This window comes from Streptomyces sp. Ag109_O5-1 (assembly GCF_003814875.1).
GTDB classification, from domain to species: domain Bacteria; phylum Actinomycetota; class Actinomycetes; order Streptomycetales; family Streptomycetaceae; genus Streptomyces; species Streptomyces sasae.
On sequence record NZ_RKQF01000001.1, the window covers coordinates 4,249,598 to 4,267,289 of the forward strand.

Genomic DNA, 17,692 nt, shown 5'->3' on the forward strand with positions numbered 1-17,692 from the left:
TAGCCCTCTTCTGATTCCATTTGACCGAACGCGACCGTTTTTCGCTGCGCCATCTGGCTCACAGCGCGCCCTCCGTGCGGTTCACATCGCGTTGTTGAAACCCCAGAGCATCTCGCTCGGCCGTTCCGCCCGTTCTCGCAGTCCCTCCAACACCTCGCGCAGGACCGGGTGCTGAGCCGTCCTCAGCTCCTCCAGATCCAGATCCAGCAACTCCGGCAACGGCTCGTCCGACATGTCCCCGTTCCTCTCCCTCGTCCCCGCTCACTCCAGCGCAGCCAGCCGCTCCGCCGTGTCGTGCGCCGTCGGCTCGCCCGTGCTCAGCGTGCCGTCCGGCAGTCGTGACCACTCCGTGCGGGCGGCCCGGTAGGCCTCGCGGGCCGCCCTCGGGCGGGCGGCCGCCTCATAGGACATACCCCGCCAGTGGTGGGCCTGCGCGCCCAGCACCACCGCTTCCTGGCGGCGGCGCTCGGTGCGGGCCTCCTCCTCCGCCTCGCGGGCCGACTCGGCGGCGAGCCGGAAGGCGTCCACCGCCTCGTCGAGCCTGGTCGGACGGCCCAGGCTGCGGTAGGCCTCGTACTGCGCCTGGCCCAGCTCCAGCCGGCAGCGGGTGGCCAGCAGCGGGTCGTCGGCCGAGATCGCCGCATGCGCCGCCAGACCGAAGAGGTACTCCGCCTCGCGCAGGTCCACCCGGTCGCCGCGCCGGCGGTAGCGGAGGATCAGGGCCCTGCCGAGCAGGAGCAGACGGTAGCCCGTCTCACGGTGTCCGGACGGGGTCTCCCGGCGGCAGTCCCGGAGCACCCGGATCGCCTGGGACAGGGGTGCCCAGGCGCGGTCGCCCGGCTCCGAGGCCGCCCGGCGCAGCAGGGCCTCGCCCCACTCGGCCAGGACCTGGGAGTAGGCCGGGTCGTCCCGGGACGTCTCCGCGGCCGCGTCCGCGAACGCGGCCGCTGCCTCCTGCAGTTCGCGCGGGTCGCCGGTCTCGGTGTACCGGGCGACCCGGATGCGCCCGGCCCTCAGGTGCAGGGCGGCGCGCTGGCCGCGCTTGCGGGTGACCGCCAGCACCTCGTCCACCCGGTCCTGGGCCTCGTCCAGGGCGCCCCCCGCACGCAGCAGGGCGTCCACCAGGTCGAGTCGTACCGTGACCCGGTCGGGGGCCTCCGCGCCGGACTCCAGGGCGTCGCGCAGCGAGCGGGACGCCTGTTCGGCGTAGCCGCGGGCCAGTTCGGGGTCGGCCGTCGCGTCGGAGAGGCGGAGGAGGATGCGACCGTGGGCCCGGGGCAGTTCGGGCGGCCGGTTGCGGCGGTCCGGCCAGGCGTCGGCGAACGCCTCCAGCATGCCGACCGCGCCCTGCAGCAGCGCGCTGTCCCCGCCCAGGCTCCACTGCGCCTCCAGAGCGCCGACCCGTTCCAGGGTCAGCCGCAGCGCCTCCCGCTGGTCGAGGTCGGGGGCCCCGCAGGCCACCACGTACTCCCGGTCGGCGCGGCGCAGCAGGTCTAGGGCGCCCTCCTGGTCGCCGCGCCGCCTGCGGTCGGTGGCGGCCGCCCGCAACACCCGTGCCAGCACGGCCCGTTCACGCTGGGCGTGCGGATGGGCCACGGCCCGTTCCGCCGCCTCCTCGGCCTCGCGCAGCAGATCGGCGCCGCCCTGCACCTCCCACAGCCGCAGCGTGCAGAGGGCGTACTCCGCCCACAGCTCCGGGTCGGCGTCCACGGGATCCTCGTGCTCGGTGGCCCCGCGCAGCAACTGCACGGCGTCGATGAGGTCCTGCACCATGCCCTCGGTGTCGAACCGGGCGAGCAGGGCGCGGGCCCGGCCGACCGCCTGATGGGTGGGGCGTTCGCCCGGTCGTGCGGCGGTGTCGCGGCCGCCGTAGAGACGGAACTGCTCGGGGAGCGGCATGAAGCGCTCCAGCACCCGGGCGGCGACCTCGGCGAAGGGCTGCGGGACCAGGGTCGCGTGACCGTTGTCGCCGTTGCGGACCGGGTAGCCGGTGCCGGGCGGGGTGTACGGCCGTCCCGAGCCGCCGTCGCCGAGCTGGGCGAGGGCGAGGGCCGGGAAGTTGGGGCCGCCCTTGCCGAAGCGCTGTTCGATGTACTCGGAGCAGTGCTTGAGGACGAGGAGGGCCTCGTCGCGGCCGAGGGTGGACAGGAGTGCCTCCTGGACCTCGGGTTCCATCTCGTACCACTGGGTGCCGTCCGTGCCCTGATCGACATGGTCCTCGCGGGCGCGGCTGACCAGGCCGCCGAGCAGGACCTCGGCGAGTTCGGAGGGGCCGGAGTCGGGCAGCATGGTCCGCTGGACCAGTTGCATCACCGGCAGGCAGAGCGGGGCGGCGGCCAGATAGACGGCGAGGCGGCCGGCGCTCGGGGAGGCCACGGACTGGAACCTGCTGACCCGCTCGATCGGTGACGGCTGCCGCCCGGGGCGGGCCCCCGGCGCGGGCGGCTGGTCCGCGCGCACCCAGCCGACCGCGCCCGCGACCGGTCCGGCGCCGATCCCGGAGAGCAGCCTCGCCCACGCCCCGAGCGCCACCGGCTCGGGCGGCAGCACCGGCACCGGTACGGCGCCCCGAGGCCCGCCCGAGGCGGCACCCGCGAAGGTGCGCACATGCAGTGCGGTGGCGCCGCCCAGCGTCTCACCTCGACTCAACTCGCCGTACGTCACGGGCAGTCGGGTGCGGCTCCACATCCGCTGCGGCAGTGGCTGGAGCACGGCAACCGGGGCCTGCCGGGACAGGTGGTACAGCAGCCGGTGGGCCCGGCCGCTGCGCCACAGCGGTCCGGCGCAGTCGCTGACGAGGACGGTGATACGGCGCCCGGTCGGGTCGCTGAGCCGGTCGGCGGTGTGCAGCGGGGCCGCGTGCACGTCGGCGCTGCGGCTGACCGCCGCCTCGCCGTCGGGCCCGGTGTGCAGATGACTGATCTGGATGTCGCCGAAGGCACCCAACTGACCGAAGACCTGGACCAGTTCGGCGAACATCCGGTCCCAGACCCGCATCGACGGGGAGGCCTCCAGGACCAGTTGGAGCCGGGCGTCGCCCCGGGTCACCGCGCGATACACGGGCAGGATCAGGCCGCCCGCGCGGGCGCTGTGCTCGGCGGTCCCGGTCTCGTCCAGCTCGGTCCGCAGCGGCGGTGCGGCGCTGCGGTAGGCCTGCAACGGCCGTAAAGCGCGCTGGAGTTCGAGTGGCGCGGGCAGGGCGGGGGCCGCGGGTACACCGACCGGCAGCCCGGCGATCCGCCCGGCCGCCCGGCTGTGCCCGGCGCCGTGCTGTGGCAGGGGATAGAGGGAGGCCCGGCGGTCGGCTCCGGTGGCCTCCGCGCCGACGGGTCGTGTCCGGGGCGGCGTGCCCGGTCCGGCCTCGGACGGGGTGTCCCGCCGCGGCTCGCTCACCGGGGCGGCGGCCCCGGACGAACCCCTTGGGCCGGACCCGCCGACCGACGGCTCCTCCGCCGCCTCGACCGCGGGCCGCGCCCACCGGGCCAGCCAGATGGCGTCGCTCAGCCCCTCGGTATCCGGATCGAGCCCGACCTCCCGCAGCCTGCGGACGAGTTCGGCCAACGGATCCCCGCCGGAGGACCCACCCGGGTCACCACCACCGCCGTCACCATCACCGAACCCACCGGGAGGCCCACCCGCCCCAGGGCCCCCGCCGGAGCCACCGGCACCATCCGCCCGCGAACCACCACCGGAAATGCCGGCACCATCGCCCCCGGGACCACCACCGGGCACGTCGGCACCATCCACCCCGGGACCACCACCGGACACGCCGGGGCCACCCGGCCCAGGAACCCTGTCGTTGACGTCGGTGAACCCGGCTGCCGCAGCCAACGCCGGCGCGACAGAGTCGGTCGGCGCCGTACCCGGACCACCCTTCGGTACGCCGAAGCCACCCGTCGCCTCATCGGACCCACCCACCGGCGCGACGAAGTCGGTCGGCGGCACGCCGGAGCCACCGGTAGGTGCACCGGAGTCGCCCGTCAGCGCGGCGGAGCCTGTCGGCGACGTACCGGAGCCACCCGCCGGCCCAGCGAAGCCACCCGTCGGCACGGCGGAGCCTGTCGGCGACGTACCGAAGCCCCCCGCCGGCACGGCGAAATCGCCCGTCGGCCCAGCGAAGCCACCCGTCGGCCCGGCGAAGTCGCCTGCCGGCGCGGCCAAGTCGGCTGCCGGCGCGGCGGAGTTGGGCGGTGGTGGGGCCGTGGTTGGTGTGGGTGGCCCGCTCGGTGGTCGGTTGGGGGTGGGTGGGACCGGGCCGTGTCGCGGTGCTGCGTCCGGCATCAGCGGCTCACCTCGGGCGGTCGAGTCGCTGGATGAGCAGGTCGGCGAGGCGGTCGCGGCTGGGCGGGGCGGCCGCGTCGGTGAGGTAGATCGCGTTCAGCAGCTGGTCGGCGGCGAGGAGTTCACTGCGGGAGCGCTCCAGGAACCGGTTGATCAGGTCGTCGCCCGCACGGGCCGCCTCGTCGCCGAGGTGGGCGCGGACGAACGTGGCGAGCCGGTTGTGGTCGGGGCGGTCCAGCTGGAGATGGATGCAGCGGCGCATCAGCGGGGCCGGGAAGTCCCGCTCGCCGTTGCTGGTGAGGACCACGAACGGGAAGGCCCGGCAGCGCACCCGGCCGTCCCGGACCCGGACCTTCGTGCCGTCGGCGGTCAGCACCTCGGCCTCGCCGTCCGGCAGCCGGTCGGCGATCCGCTGCAGCTCGGGTATCTCGAACTCGCCCTCCTCCAGCACGTTCAGGAGGTCGTTGGGCAGGTCGATGTCGCTCTTGTCGAGCTCGTCGATCAGCAGGACGCGCGGCGTGTCGGAGGGCAGGAGCGCGGTACCGAGCGGGCCGAGTCGGATGTAGCTGCCGATCGCCTCGACGGCGCCGGGGTTGCCGCCCGCCGTGCCGTAGCCGCCCTGCGCGGCGATCTGCACGTCCTGGAGGCGGGCGATGGCGTCGTAGTCGTACAGACCGTCATGGAGTGTGGAGCGGCTGACGATGGACCAGCGGAGCACGTTGCCCAGGCCCAGCTCGTACGCCACCGAGTGCGCGAGGGTGCTCTTGCCCGCGCCGGGGCTGCCGGTGACGAGGAGCGGGCGGCGCAGGTACAGCGCCGCGTTGATCATCTCCAGCTCCTCGGCGCCGGGCCGGTGCAGCTCGGCCAGATGCCGGTGCGCGCCGAGCCGGCGGTCCCGGGAGCCGTCGCCTCCGTCGGCGCCTTCCTCGGCGTCCCGGCCGGAGAAGTCCCGCCAAGGGGGCGGCGGGGGCAGCCGGTCCATGCCGTCGTGGGGTTCCCCGGCGCCTCGGTAGATGAGCCACTCACTGGATTCGGTCATGTCCGGTCCTCGTCGTCACTCGTCCGTCCCGTCCCCACGGCAGCCGTCGAACGTGCATCACGTTATCGACCTTCACGAGACCTCGTAAGGGCCTCACACAGGGCGCGTGAGTTCACGGCGCCTCCAGCAGGTCACCGGCGCCGGGCAGGGGTTGGTGCGGGTCGTCGTACAGGAGAGCGATGTCCTTGGCCCAGAACGCCTCCGTGAGCCCCTCGCGCACCTGTTTGCGCAACCCGTACACCAATTCGGGCAGCGCGCCCGCGCCGACCGCGTCGTAGACGGTCATCCGGGCGCCCCGGTGGAACTCCCCGCACACGGAGTCGGTCCGGCGATTCCAGCGGCGCCACAGCACCACGCCGTACCCCGCCCGGACGATCCGCCCGAGCGCGGTGGCGTCGTCCGGGTAGCGCTGGTCGCCCTGGCGGCACAGCACCGGGACGGTCCCGTGCGCGAGGCCGCGCAGTACCGCCACGTCCGACACGGGCCGGCGCACCGCGTCGTCGCAGTCCAGTATCTCGGCCCTGGCGCGGGTGTCCGGGCGGTCGTGCCGGTCGTGCACCCACTGCCAGCGTTCGCGGCGGTCGGACTCCTCGTCGTCGCCGGGGAGTTCACCGCCGTAGCCGTCGTAACCGCCGGAGCCGTCGTAACCGGCGTACTCGCCGTCCTCGCCCGGCAGTTGGTCGCGGTCCTTGCAGCGGACCACCACCGGCCGTTCGGCGCCCAGCGGTTCGGCACCGGACCGCAGCCGCCACTCGTCCACCGGCAGGTCGAGCAGCAGGTACGGAAGGGCGGCGTGCAGCGGGACCGGGCGCCCGGGCTCGTCACAGCGCCGGAAGGCCTCGGCGAGCGACTCGGCGACCCGGCCGGCGAGATCGTCGAGCGGGGCGCCCTGTCCGTCGCTCAGCGGGGTCGCCTTGCCTTCGGGCCCCACCACGGCGATCGACCAGTCGCAGTGGCCGCGGTTCCAGGCCAGATGCTCCACTTCGAGCAGGACGGAGAGGGAGACCGGGACGGCCCCGTCCCGCGAGGTGCCGGGCCGGTGCGCCCGGGCCGGCTCAGCCGGCGCGCCCCCGGTCCGGTGTTCGGCGCGGTCGCGGTCGCGGTCGCGGCCGGGCCGCTCGCGCCGCCGGTCGCCAACGTGCTGGGCGCGCCTGCGGGCGAGATCGCTGCGGGTGTCGCTGTCCAGCCGGGTCGCCGCCTGCTTGATCCACTCCCACAGGGCCTGTTCGGCGTCGAGCACGAAGGGCGTGACCGGGCGCTCCGCGGTCATGACCCGCATCGCGTACTCGGCGACGAGCCGGAGGGTGCCGTCCTGCCGCGCGTTCTCGTACAGCGCGCCCAGTCCGTCGCGCCAGCCGCGCGGTGCGGGCGACAGCGTCGGCAGCCGGAAGCCCGGCAGCGAGTGGAGGATGTCGAGCAGGCCGCGGGTGCTCTCCGGAGGCGGCAGATCGGCGAGCCGGCCGAGCAGGTCGACCCGCTCGTCGGGGCTCAGCGTCCGGCCCGGACGGGTGCCCAGTTCGGCCTGGAGGTCGGTCCAGGTGGGGCGCCCGGAGTCGGTGGGCTGCTGCCGGTCGCGGTGGTAGCGGTCGTGGGCGTGGAAGACGGCCTGGTAGAGGTCGTGCTGGTACGGGTCGTGATGACGCAGACCGTGCCGGTACAGGTCGTGCGGCCGGTCGCCCGGCGCCACCGGCAGGGTGCGCAGCCGCTCGATCCCGATCGACGTGCCGCCCGATCCGTGGTCCGCGCGGGACTTCAGCACGCCGACGACCTCGCCGCGCGCCGGGTCGATCACGGGCCCGCCGGAGACGCCGAGCGGCAGGTCGTTCTCCCCGAGGCGCAGCTGGGCGCCCGTCGACCAGCCGCCGATGGTGCCGTGCACGGTCAGCGAGCCGTCGTGCGGCTGCGGCTGCCCCTGGAAGGGGGCCCAGCCGGCGTAGAACACCCGCCCCTCGGTGTAGTGCGGCATCGGCCGCTCGGACACGTAGACACACTCGTGCTCCACCGGTTCCCGCAGCCGGACGAGCGCCAGGTCGGGAGCGGGCCAGCCGCCCTGCCCCGGGCGGTCGACATGCTCCGGAAGGGTCGCCGCGACCTTGCCGGGCACGGCTCGGGGCTCGTCATAGGGACCGGGCTGGTAGATCACGGTGACCTCGCCCCCTTCCCCGCCGTGGATCACATGGGCGCAGGTCAGCACCCAGTTCGGTGCGATGAAGAAACCACTGCCGAGAAACGCCCCGGACTCGTCCGGGGCATACCCGACACCTGTGCGATGAATGCGCACGGTGGCCGCCATCACGAGTTCACGCAGCGCGTGATGGGCCGGCTCCGAGCCGCCGGACGCGCCCCCGTCGTACCGGTCCGTCATTCCGCGCCCCCGGACCCGGCCCCCTGGGCGCCCCCGTGCACCGGGGCGCCGTGCGACGCGCCCGCGTGCGAGGCCGGGGAGCCGTCGTGGCCGGGGGCGTCCGGATCGGGCGGACCGCCCCCGTGCCAGGTCAGCGTCACCGTGATCGCGGCCTTCGCCTCCCCGTCCGCCAGCAGCCCCACGACCTTCCCGGCCTTCGCGGTCAGCTCGATCCCGAACTCGACGCTCACCTCGTCGGGCCGCACGGCGCGCAGCGGCTCGGCGAGCGACCGCGCGACCCCGTTCACCAGCGAGTGCAGACTCTCCACGCTCGCCTCCACCCGCTCGGCGAACCCGGTGTCCGTGTACGACAGCTCCCCCGTCGGCACGGTCAGTTCCTCGGCGCCGGAGATCCGCGCCCACACCGGCGTACCGTCCGGCAACCGCACCCGCGCTATCCGCGTAGCGTCCTGCTCCATCCCGCTCCCCCGTTCCCCCGAGCCCCGTGTGCTCCCTACGCCCTGTCGTTCGTGGTTTCCCGCCCTCTCCGCACGGGAAGACATCGCCGCTTCCGTCCCACGGGGAAAGACTCCTTCCCTCCGGAGACGAGCCCTACCCTTCGGCGACGGCACACCTTCGCCGTCAGCCTAGGCTGGTAGGCGCCCATCACCGGGCACCCACACTTGTCATGCAGGAGAGCAACCCATGTACTTCACCGACCGAGGCATCGAGGAACTGGAGAAGCGGCGCGGCGAGGAAGAGGTCACCTTCGAGTGGCTCGCGGAACAGCTCCGCACGTTCGTCGACCTGAACCCCGACTTCGAGGTCCCGGTGGAGCGGCTGGCGACGTGGCTGGCACGACTGGACGACGAGGACGAGGAGTAGGCGACTCCTGGGCCGGCCTCGGGGGCGGTGCTCCGCTGCACCGGGAGGGGAGAGCGCCCCCTCAAGGGGCGCGGGGAACCGCCCGAGCAGCCACGGACGGCCCGCAGCCGAAGTACGACGTGCACCCGGCCGGTCAATCACGCGGAAACACGGTCTCGTACGACAGCTCCAGCCCCCCGTGCGCCATCAGCGCCATCCCCACCGCAGCCCACCCCGCACTGCGCCGCCGCACCCCCCACGCGGCGACCGGCACCCCCACGGCCACCTCGGCCAGGGCCAGCCGATGAGCCCTCGGCATCCCTCCCGCCACCGCGACACCCCGGACACCCCGGATACCCCCGACGCCGCCGACATGCCTCACGTCGGCCCCGGCGCCGGCCACCTCGCGGAGACGGTCGCCGGGCTCACCGGGCGCGAACCCCTCCGGGAGTTCCACCCCCGCGTGCGTGAGGACCGCGATCAGCCCCATCAGGCGCGCGCGGGCGTCGGCCGCCGGATCCCGCGCGGTCAGCCCGTCGAGGAGCTGCCCGTCCAGCACCGGGTCCAGCCCCAGCCGCGCCGCGAACGTGTGCATCGCCTCGCTCTTCCCCGCCGGCGTGCCGTCGGGGAGCCACGCGTAACCGACCGGGCGGCGGAAGCCGGACGCGAGGACGCAGCCGGCCCGGTCGGCGTCCCACCACAGCGCGAGCACGGGCCACGCGGAACCCACCGCGAGCGTGGCGGCCCAGCCGGTGAGGACGCGGTCGGCGGGCTCGCCCCCGCGCAGCCACGGTGAGCCCTCGGGAACCAGGACGCTCCACTCACCGGCCCTGGTCAGCAGCATCCGTTCCCGCAGCAGAGGGGCGAGCGGGACGACGGCGTCGGGGGCGGCCCGGCACAGCAGCAGCGCCCCGGGGGCGGGCGCGGAGGCAGGCCGGGAGACGGCCTTCGATTCGTCCGGCGGCATGGACACACGCTAAGCAATCCATCCGCCTACCGCCCGATATGCACCCCCGCATGCACCCTGCATGCACCCTGCATGCACCCCCGCATGCCCCTGCACGCACCCCGCCAAGCCCGCCCGAGGTCAACCTCGGACGCAACCCATCACGCGAAAGGGTGTCTTGACTTCCCGCAGCCACGATATATCGTGTTTCACGGAAGACGCGATATGGCGCGAGCCGTGCATGCGCGTCCTTGTCAGCCGTAGTGCCCGGCCGAGGGAGGTCCGCACCATGTCCAAGTCCGAGTGGTCCGTCGCCAAGCCCAGCAAGCTCGACTTCGACACCCCCGTGAGCGATCTGCACGTCCGCATCGTCAACGGAACAGTCAACGTCGTGGGCACGGACGAGGGTTCCGCCCGCCTCGAAGTCTCCGAGATCGAGGGCCCACCCCTGATCGTCACGTATGAGGGCAGCACCCTCACGGTGGCCTACGAGGACCTGCCCTGGAAGGGTTTCCTCAAGTGGCTCGACCGCAAGGGCTGGCGGCGCCATGCGATCGTCTCGCTCGCCGTCCCGGCGGACACCCGCGTGGAGGTCGGCGTGGTCGGCGCCGCCGCGGTCGTCTCCGGGATCAGCGGCGCCTCGGTGGTCAGGGGCGTCACCGGCGACACCACCCTGGTCGGCCTCTCCGGCGAGGTCCGCGCGGACACCGTGTCCGGGAACCTGGAGGCCCAGGCCGTCACCGGCGACCTACGGTTCAACTCCGTCTCCGGCGACCTGACCGTCGTCGAGGGCTCGGGCCCCGCCGTCCGCGCCGACTCGGTCAGCGGCTCCATGATCATCGACCTGGACCCGGACGGCCCGACCGACGTCAGGCTGACCAGCGTCTCCGGCGAGATCGCCATCCGGCTTCCGCACCCGGCCGACGCCGAAGTGGAGGCCAACACCGCGAGCGGCACCATCTCCAACGCCTTCGACGGACTGCGGGTGCACGGCCAGTGGGGCGCCCACAAGATCACCGGCCGCCTCGGCGCGGGCACCGGCATGCTCCGCGCCACCACGGTCTCCGGCTCCATCGCCCTGCTGCGCCGCCCGCCCAAGGAGGACGACGACGAGAGGGCGGCCTGGGAGGCCGAGCCGCCCACCGGCGCCGGGCCGCACAGCGAGCCGGGAGACAATGCCGACGCCGCTGCTCCGGCCGACGGCACGACCGACAAGAAGGTGCTCTGACATGCCTCCCGTCTTCGCCCATGGCCGCCTCCGCCTCTACCTGCTCAAGCTGCTGGACGAGGCTCCGCGCCACGGCTACGAGGTGATCCGCCTCCTCGAAGAGCGCTTCCAGGGCCTGTACGCCCCGTCGGCGGGCACCGTCTACCCCCGCCTCGCCAAGCTGGAGGCCGAGGGCCTGGTGACCCACACCACCGAGGGCGGCCGCAAGGTGTACGCCATCACGGACGCCGGCCGCGCCGAGCTGGCGGACCGCAGCGGCGAGCTGGCCGACCTGGAGCTGGAGATCCGCGAGTCGGTCGCCGAACTGGCCGCCGAGATAAGGGCCGACGTGCGCGGCGCGGCCGGCGATCTGCGCCGCGAGGTGCGGGCGGCCGCCTCCGAGGCCCGGCACGGCGGCGCGGGGGCGGGGGCCGGGGCCGGGGCCGGGGATTACGGCGACCTCGGTGACAAGGAGTCGTGGCGGGCCGCCAAGGAGGAGATGCGCCGGGTCAAGCAGGAGTGGAAGGAGCAGGCCCGCCGCGCCAAGGACGAGAGCCGCCGGGCGCGTGACGAGGCCCAGCGGGCCCGACGGCAGGCCCAGGAGGCCCAGACCCGGGCGCGGGCCCAGGCACAGGAGGAGATGCAGCGCATCGCCCGCCGGGTGCAGGAGCACGTCCAGGACCACTTCACGCGCGGCGACTGGCCGACGGGCGTCCGCGAGGGCCTCACCGAACTCGCCAAGGAGTTCGGCGAGTTCGGGAAGGACTACGGCAAGGAGTTCGGCAAGGACTTCGGCTTCGGCAGCCGTACCGAGCCGGAGCCCGGAACCGGCCCGGACCTGCGCAAGTCGGCACCGGCACCGGAGTACTCGGGCACCCCGGAGGACTTCCCGGCGCAGTACGCCCCGGCGTGGGCGCACGGCGACGAGACCGGCACCGGCGACCCGGCCCGTGACCTCGACCGGCTCCTGGACCGCTTCCGCGACGACATCCGCGACGCGGCCCGCGACCACGGGGTGACGGCGGACCAGCTCCGTGACGCCCGCCGCCATCTGTCGACGGCGGCGGCCCACATCGGAGCGCTGCTGCGCAGCCCGAAACCCTGAGCCCCGGTGGACGAAGGCGGGCCCGACCGCATAGCGCGGGCCCGCCCCCGTTCAGGAATTCGTCAGCACGATCTTCCCGAACTGGTCGCCGGACTCCAGCCGCTCGAAGCCCTCGCGGGCGCGGTCGAGCGGGAGCAGTTCGTCGATGACGGGGCGCACGCCGGTGGCGGCGCAGAAGGAGAGCAGGTCCTCCAGCTCGTCCTTGGTACCCATCGTCGAGCCGACCACCTTCAGTTCGAGGAAGAAGATCCGGGTCAGCTCGGCGTGCGAGGGGCGGTCTCCGCTGGTGGCGCCGGAGATGACGATGGTGCCGCCGGGCCGCAGCGACTTCACCGAGTGGGACCAGGTGGCGGCGCCGACGGTCTCGATGACGGCGTCCACACGCTGCGGCAGCCGGGCCTCCGGCTCCAGGGCCTCGACGGCGCCCAGTTCCAGGGCCCGCTTGCGCTTCGCCTCGTCGCGGCTGGTGGCGAAGACCCGCAGCCCCGCGGCCTTGCCGAGCACGATCGCGGCCGTGGCGACACCGCCGCCGGCGCCCTGCACGAGGACCGAGTCGCCGGGGCGTACACCCGCGTTGGTGAAGAGCATCCGGTACGCCGTCAGCCAGGCGGTGGGCAGACAGGCGGCCTCCGCGAAGGAGAGCTCCCTGGGCTTGGGCAGGATGTTCCAGGTGGGTACGGCGACCTGCTCGGCGAAGGTGCCCTGGTAGCGCTCGGTGAGGATGGAGCGGGGCTCGTCCGGCCCGACCCCGTGACCGCTCTGCCCGATCACGGAGTGCAGGACGACCTCGTTGCCGTCCGCGTCGACGCCGGCGGCGTCACAGCCGAGGATCATCGGCAGCCGGCCCTCCGGGAGGCCGACCCCGCGCAGGGACCAGAGGTCGTGATGGTTGAGGGAGGCGGCCCGGACGTCGACGGTACTCCAGCCGGGCCGGGCGGCGGGGGCGGGACGGTCCCCCAACTCAAGTCCGGAGAGCGGCTGGTCGCGGTCGATTCGGGCGGCGTAGACGGCGAACATGAAGCCGACGATAGGTTTTCGCGGCCGAGGGCGAAACCGGGGACCGCTGTGACACATACCCTCTTGCGCACAACGCCCCGCACTCGGCGCCCCGTACGATGCGCCCCGTAGGGGCGCGGGGAACTGCGCGCTCGGTCTCCACTCACCAGCACCCGACGACAGCGCCCACCACCCCCATACGGGGGTCCGGGGGCGGAGCTCCCAGGGGGACGGTCACCTCGTAAGCACCCGATCGGGTGGGCGGGCGGGCAAAGAAATGGCCCCGCCCAAGCAGGACGGGGCCATTCGAGTTAGCGCCGGGCAACACCCTCGGCCCGCGCGGCCGCGGCCACCGCCGCGGTCACGGCAGGAGCAACCCGCTCGTCGAAAGGAGACGGGATGACATAGTCGGCGGCCAGATCGTCGCCGACGACCGCCGCCAGCGCCTCCGCCGCCGCGATCTTCATCCCCTCGGTGATCCGGGAGGCCCGGACCTGGAGGGCACCGGCGAAGATGCCGGGGAACGCCAGCACGTTGTTGATCTGGTTCGGGAAGTCCGACCGCCCGGTGGCCACGACCGCCGCGTACTTGTGGGCGACGTCGGGGTGCACCTCGGGGTTCGGGTTGGCCATGGCGAAGACGAAGGACCCCTCCGCCATGGAGGCGACGGCCTCCTCCGCGACCGTACCGCCGGAGACGCCGATGAAGACGTCCGCGCCGGCCAGCGCGTCCTCCAGGGTGCCCTTGAGTCCGGCCTTGTTGGTGAACCCGGCGACCTGGCGCTTGACCTCGGTGAGGTCGTCGCGGTCGGCCGAGATGATGCCCTTGCGGTCGGCGAGGGCGACGTCCCCGATGCCGGCCTCGACCAGCATCTTGGCGATGGCGACCCCGGCCGCACCGGCGCCCGAGATCACCGCCCGCAGCTGACCGATCTCGCGTCGGCTGAGCCGCGCGGCGTTCCGCAGCGCCGCCAGCGTCACCACGGCCGTACCGTGCTGGTCGTCGTGGAAGACCGGGATGTCGAGCCGCTCCTGGAGCTTGCGCTCGATCTCGAAGCACCGCGGTGCCGAGATGTCCTCCAGGTTGACCCCGCCGAAGGAGGGGGCGAGCCGGACGACGGTCTCCACGATCTCGTCGACATCGGTGCAGGCCAGGGCGATCGGGACCGCGTCCACGCCGCCGAACTGCTTGAAGAGGATCGCCTTGCCCTCCATCACGGGGAGGGAGGCCTCGGGACCGATGTCCCCGAGGCCGAGCACGGCCGTGCCGTCGGTGACGACGGCGACGACGGACGACTTCCATGTGTAGTCGTTGACCAGCTCGGGCTGTTCCGCGATCGCGGTGCACACGCGCGCGACTCCGGGCGTGTACGCGAGGGAAAGGTCGTCCTTGTCACGGAGCGGCACGGTGGCCTGCACGGCCATCTTGCCGCCGCGGTGCAGCGCGAACGCCGGATCGAAGGAATCGAGGGGCTCGGCCCCGCCTTCCTGGTCCGAACTGCCCGACGCGCTGTCGCTGCGAGGATTGACGATCTCCGCTGCCACTTGTCTTACCCCTTAGGTATGCATGGTTTGAGGGTCGGCCACTCCCGGTGAGGGGGTGGGCGGGCACCGCGCAGGGCCCGATCACTGATACGTACGAGTGGCACGTACGAGCACCTGCGCGACGGGCGCGCCGCACACGCGCCCTGAGCCCCGGATGAGGGGTGTAAAGAACCTTCTTACCGGACCGACGGCACCCACGACGAGTCGAATAGGTGCAAGGTCACATCACGGATGTCGTAGACAACCGACAGATGAGCGCGCAGATGGCGGACGAACGCCACCCGGCCGCACCGCGAGATGAACCGGGGATGAACCGAAGATCTTCCGGCCGGAAGGTCAGATTCCCGCAGATGCGCGGGGACGACGGGCCGAGGAAGGACCGACCTGACGGGTCTCGGGGGTCACCCGTTATCCGATTTTGACATGGTCGCACGTCTGAATGGAGCAATCCGAATGGCAGGATGCCGTAAACCCGCGAGGTCGCGACACCCGAAGGTGTGTGTTTCCGTCGACCCATCGGCACATCGACATATCAGACACATCGGTATATCGGCTTGTTCAACCCACCGCCGGAGGAACTCACCATGACCGCAAGCACCACCCGTCGTACCACCGCCTCGCGCTCCAGGATTGCTGCGTTCGGTGCGATCGCGGTCGCAGGCACCCTGATCCTCACCGGCTGCGGTGACCACACGGACAAGGGCAGCGGCAGCGGCTCTTCGTCGGCCTCCTCCTCGGCCCCGCTGGCGAGCAAGCTGCCGGCGGACATCCGCAAGGCCGGCGTGATCAAGGTCGGCTCGGACATCGCCTACCCGCCGGTCGAGTACATGGAGAACGGCAAGGCCGTCGGTGTCGACCCGGACATCGCGGCCGCGCTGGGCAAGCAGCTGGGCGTGACGTTCGACTTCCAGAACGGCAAGTTCGACCAGCTCATCGTGGGTCTGCAGGCCAACCGCTTCAACGCGATCATGTCGGCGATGAACGACACGAAGGACCGCCAGAACGGCATCGACTCCGACACCGGCAAGAAGGTCGGCAACGGCGTCGACTTCGTCGACTACTTCACCGCCGGTACCTCGATCCTGGTCCAGAAGGGCAACCCGAAGGGCGTCAAGTCCCTGGACGACCTGTGCGGCCAGGTCGTGGCCCTGCAGAAGGGCACCACGTCCGAGGGCATCGCCAAGGCGCAGAGCACGAAGTGTACGAAGGACGGCAAGAAGGCCATCACGCTGCAGACCTTCGACACCGACCCCGAGGCGCTGCTCCGTCTGAAGCAGGGCGCCTCCGTCGCCGACCTGAACGACTTCCCGGTGGCCGCCTACAACGCCAAGACCTCCGGCGGCGGCAAGGACTTCGAGGTCGTCGGCGACCAGATCGAGGCCGGCCCGTACGGCATCGCGGTCAGCAAGGAGAACACCCAGCTGCGTGACGCGATCCAGGCCGCGGTGGCCGCCATCATCAAGAACGGCGACTACCAGAAGATCCTGGAGAAGTGGAACGTCTCGCAGGGCGCGGTCACCGAGGCGAAGACCAACGGCGGCTCCTGAACAGCCCGGGCACGACTGAAGACATAAAGGGCATGAAGGGCTGTCACTGTGACTGACACGGTCGACAAGACTCCGGCGCCGTCGGTGCCGCCGGAGCAGATCAAGGCCATCCCGGTCCGCCACTACGGCCGCTGGGTGGCCGCCGCGGTGGTCATCGCCATCCTGGTGCTGATCGGCATCGCGTTCTCCAACGCGAAGATCAACTACAGCATCATCCCGGACTACATCACCGACGGGACCATCCTGTCGGGCGCCTGGCACACGCTGTACATCTCGGTGCTCGCCATGGCGCTCGGCCTGGTCCTGGGTGTGATCCTGGCGATCATGCGGATGTCGTCGAACCCGGTCACCAGCACGGTGGCCTGGTTCTACGTCTGGTTCTTCCGGGGCACCCCGGTCCTGGTCCAGCTGCTGCTCTGGTACAACATCGCGCTCGTCTTCCCCATCCTCAACCTGGGGTTCTACAAGGACGAGATGAACCAGGTGATGACGCCGTTCCTGGCGGCGCTGCTGGGCCTCGGCCTGAACGAGGCCGCGTACATGTCGGAGATCGTCCGGGCCGGCATCCAGTCGGTGGACGAGGGCCAGACGGAGGCCTCGCACGCACTCGGCATGACGCAGGGCAAGACGCTGCGCCGGGTGATCCTGCCGCAGGCGATGCGCGTCATCGTGCCGCCGACCGGCAACGAGTTCATCAACATGCTGAAGACCTCGTCGCTGGCGTACGTGGTCCAGTTCAACGAGCTGATCAAGCGGGCCACGGACATCTCCAGCACCTCGCTCGCGGTGGTCGAGATGTACTTCGTGGCGTCCATCTGGTACCTGATGCTGACCACGGTCTTCAGCATCGTCCAGTACTACATCGAGCGCCGTTACGCCCGCGGCTCCTCGCGCAGCCTCCCGCCGACACCGTTGCAGCGCCTGCGGAAGAACCTGTCTCAGTGGGCTTCGTTCCGTCGCCCGGAGGTGGCCCGATGAGCGGTCTCGCCAAGGACATCACCCCGCCCAGCAGCGGCGCCCCCATGGTCAAGGCCGAGGGCGTGCACAAGTCGTTCGGCCTGGCGCACATCCTCAAGGGCATCGACCTGGAGGTACTCCCGCGCGAGGTGTTCTGCCTGATCGGCCCCTCCGGTTCCGGCAAGAGCACGTTCCTGCGGTGCATCAACCACCTGGAGAAGATCAGCGCCGGCCGCCTGTACGTCGACGGCCAGCTGGTCGGCTACCGCCAGCACGGCGACAAGCTCTACGAGCTGAAGGAGAAGGAGGTGGCAGCGCAGCGGCGGGACATCGGCATGGTGTTCCAGCGCTTCAACCTCTTCCCGCACATGACGGCCCTGGAGAACGTCATGGAGGCGCCGGTCCAGGTCAAGCGCGAGACCAAGGCGGTGGCCCGGGAGCGCGCGGAGCGCCTCCTCGACCGGGTCGGCCTCGGCGACCGCACCGGGCACTATCCGGCACAGCTCTCCGGCGGCCAGCAGCAGCGCGTCGCGATCGCCCGCGCGCTCGCCATGCAGCCGAAGCTGATGCTCTTCGACGAGCCGACGTCCGCGCTCGACCCGGAGCTGGTCGGTGAGGTCCTGGACGTGATGCGGGACCTGGCCGAGGACGGCATGACGATGATCGTCGTGACCCACGAGATGGGCTTCGCCCGCGAGGTCGGCGACAGCCTGGTCTTCATGGACGACGGCGTGGTGGTCGAGTCCGGCCACCCGCGCGACGTCCTGACCAACCCGCAGCACGACCGGACGAAGTCGTTCCTGTCCAAGGTGCTCTAGCGGCGGAGCAGTACGACGTGGAAGGGGCGGTACGAGGATCCCGT

General features: G+C 72.2%; 14 protein-coding genes. 6 read left to right on the forward strand and 8 right to left on the reverse strand.

Translation table 11 applies throughout. The annotated features are described in order from the left end of the window. Positions 1-81 precede the first annotated feature (81 nt). The 5 genes from fxsA to EDD90_RS19225 form a co-directional block, all read right to left on the reverse strand. Entirely contained in the window at positions 82-234 is a 153-nt protein-coding gene (gene fxsA, locus EDD90_RS19205) for an FxSxx-COOH cyclophane-containing RiPP peptide (protein ID WP_123974197.1), read from the reverse strand. 27 nt (positions 235-261) lie between these two features. Further along, on the reverse strand, positions 262-3,561 hold the full coding sequence (locus EDD90_RS58585) for an SAV_2336 N-terminal domain-related protein (protein ID WP_123974198.1): 3,300 nt from the start codon (positions 3,559-3,561) through the stop codon (positions 262-264). Between the two features lie 727 nt (positions 3,562-4,288). Beyond that, a complete protein-coding gene (locus tag EDD90_RS19215; RefSeq protein ID WP_123974199.1) occupies positions 4,289-5,320 on the reverse strand; it encodes a MoxR family ATPase in 1,032 nt (343 codons plus the stop codon). Between the two features lie 112 nt (positions 5,321-5,432). Then, a complete protein-coding gene (locus EDD90_RS19220) occupies positions 5,433-7,685 on the reverse strand; it encodes a trypsin-like peptidase domain-containing protein (RefSeq protein WP_123974200.1) in 2,253 nt (750 codons plus the stop codon). Beyond that, a complete protein-coding gene (locus tag EDD90_RS19225; RefSeq protein WP_123974201.1) occupies positions 7,682-8,143 on the reverse strand; it encodes a CU044_2847 family protein in 462 nt (153 codons plus the stop codon). Before EDD90_RS19225 ends, EDD90_RS19220 begins: the two co-directional genes overlap by 4 nt. A gap of 226 nt (positions 8,144-8,369) precedes the next feature. Between EDD90_RS19225 and EDD90_RS19230 the strand changes: the two genes are divergently transcribed. Further along, positions 8,370-8,549 (forward strand): DUF6104 family protein, encoded by a 180-nt coding sequence (locus EDD90_RS19230; protein WP_023586593.1) that lies wholly within the window; start codon positions 8,370-8,372, stop codon positions 8,547-8,549. A gap of 133 nt (positions 8,550-8,682) precedes the next feature. Here the strand turns inward: EDD90_RS19230 and EDD90_RS19235 are convergent, their stop codons facing one another. Next, complete coding sequence (locus tag EDD90_RS19235) at positions 8,683-9,495, reverse strand: hypothetical protein (RefSeq protein WP_123974202.1); 813 nt, start codon at positions 9,493-9,495, stop codon at positions 8,683-8,685. A 268-nt stretch (positions 9,496-9,763) separates the two neighbouring features. Here EDD90_RS19235 and EDD90_RS19240 point away from each other — a divergent pair, with 268 nt between their 5' ends. Next, positions 9,764-10,702 (forward strand): DUF4097 family beta strand repeat-containing protein, encoded by a 939-nt coding sequence (locus EDD90_RS19240; RefSeq protein ID WP_123974203.1) that lies wholly within the window; start codon positions 9,764-9,766, stop codon positions 10,700-10,702. A 1-nt stretch (position 10,703) separates the two neighbouring features. Beyond that, positions 10,704-11,786 (forward strand): PadR family transcriptional regulator, encoded by a 1,083-nt coding sequence (locus tag EDD90_RS19245; RefSeq protein ID WP_123974204.1) that lies wholly within the window; start codon positions 10,704-10,706, stop codon positions 11,784-11,786. Positions 11,787-11,837: 51 nt separating this feature from the next. On the opposite strand, the gene EDD90_RS19250 is transcribed toward EDD90_RS19245, so the two are convergent. Beyond that, complete coding sequence (locus EDD90_RS19250; RefSeq protein ID WP_123974205.1) at positions 11,838-12,803, reverse strand: zinc-binding dehydrogenase; 966 nt, start codon at positions 12,801-12,803, stop codon at positions 11,838-11,840. Between the two features lie 290 nt (positions 12,804-13,093). Beyond that, positions 13,094-14,326 (reverse strand): NADP-dependent malic enzyme, encoded by a 1,233-nt coding sequence (locus EDD90_RS19255; RefSeq protein ID WP_123974206.1) that lies wholly within the window; start codon positions 14,324-14,326, stop codon positions 13,094-13,096. A 584-nt stretch (positions 14,327-14,910) separates the two neighbouring features. On the opposite strand from EDD90_RS19255, the gene EDD90_RS19260 reads away from it, so the two are divergent. Genes EDD90_RS19260 through EDD90_RS19270 form a run of 3 tightly spaced genes read left to right on the forward strand, consistent with a single transcriptional unit; the run spans position 14,911 to position 17,648 of the window. Next, positions 14,911-15,873: an ABC transporter substrate-binding protein gene (locus EDD90_RS19260; RefSeq protein ID WP_123974207.1), complete on the forward strand. Its 963-nt coding sequence runs from the start codon at positions 14,911-14,913 to the stop codon at positions 15,871-15,873. 48 nt (positions 15,874-15,921) lie between these two features. Further along, the gene (locus EDD90_RS19265; RefSeq protein ID WP_123974208.1) at positions 15,922-16,851 is read left to right on the forward strand and encodes an amino acid ABC transporter permease; all 930 of its coding nucleotides are present in this window, start codon (positions 15,922-15,924) and stop codon (positions 16,849-16,851) included. Continuing rightward, positions 16,848-17,648 (forward strand): amino acid ABC transporter ATP-binding protein, encoded by an 801-nt coding sequence (locus EDD90_RS19270; RefSeq protein ID WP_123974209.1) that lies wholly within the window; start codon positions 16,848-16,850, stop codon positions 17,646-17,648. Before EDD90_RS19265 ends, EDD90_RS19270 begins: the two co-directional genes overlap by 4 nt. The last annotated feature ends 44 nt before the right edge of the window (positions 17,649-17,692 follow it).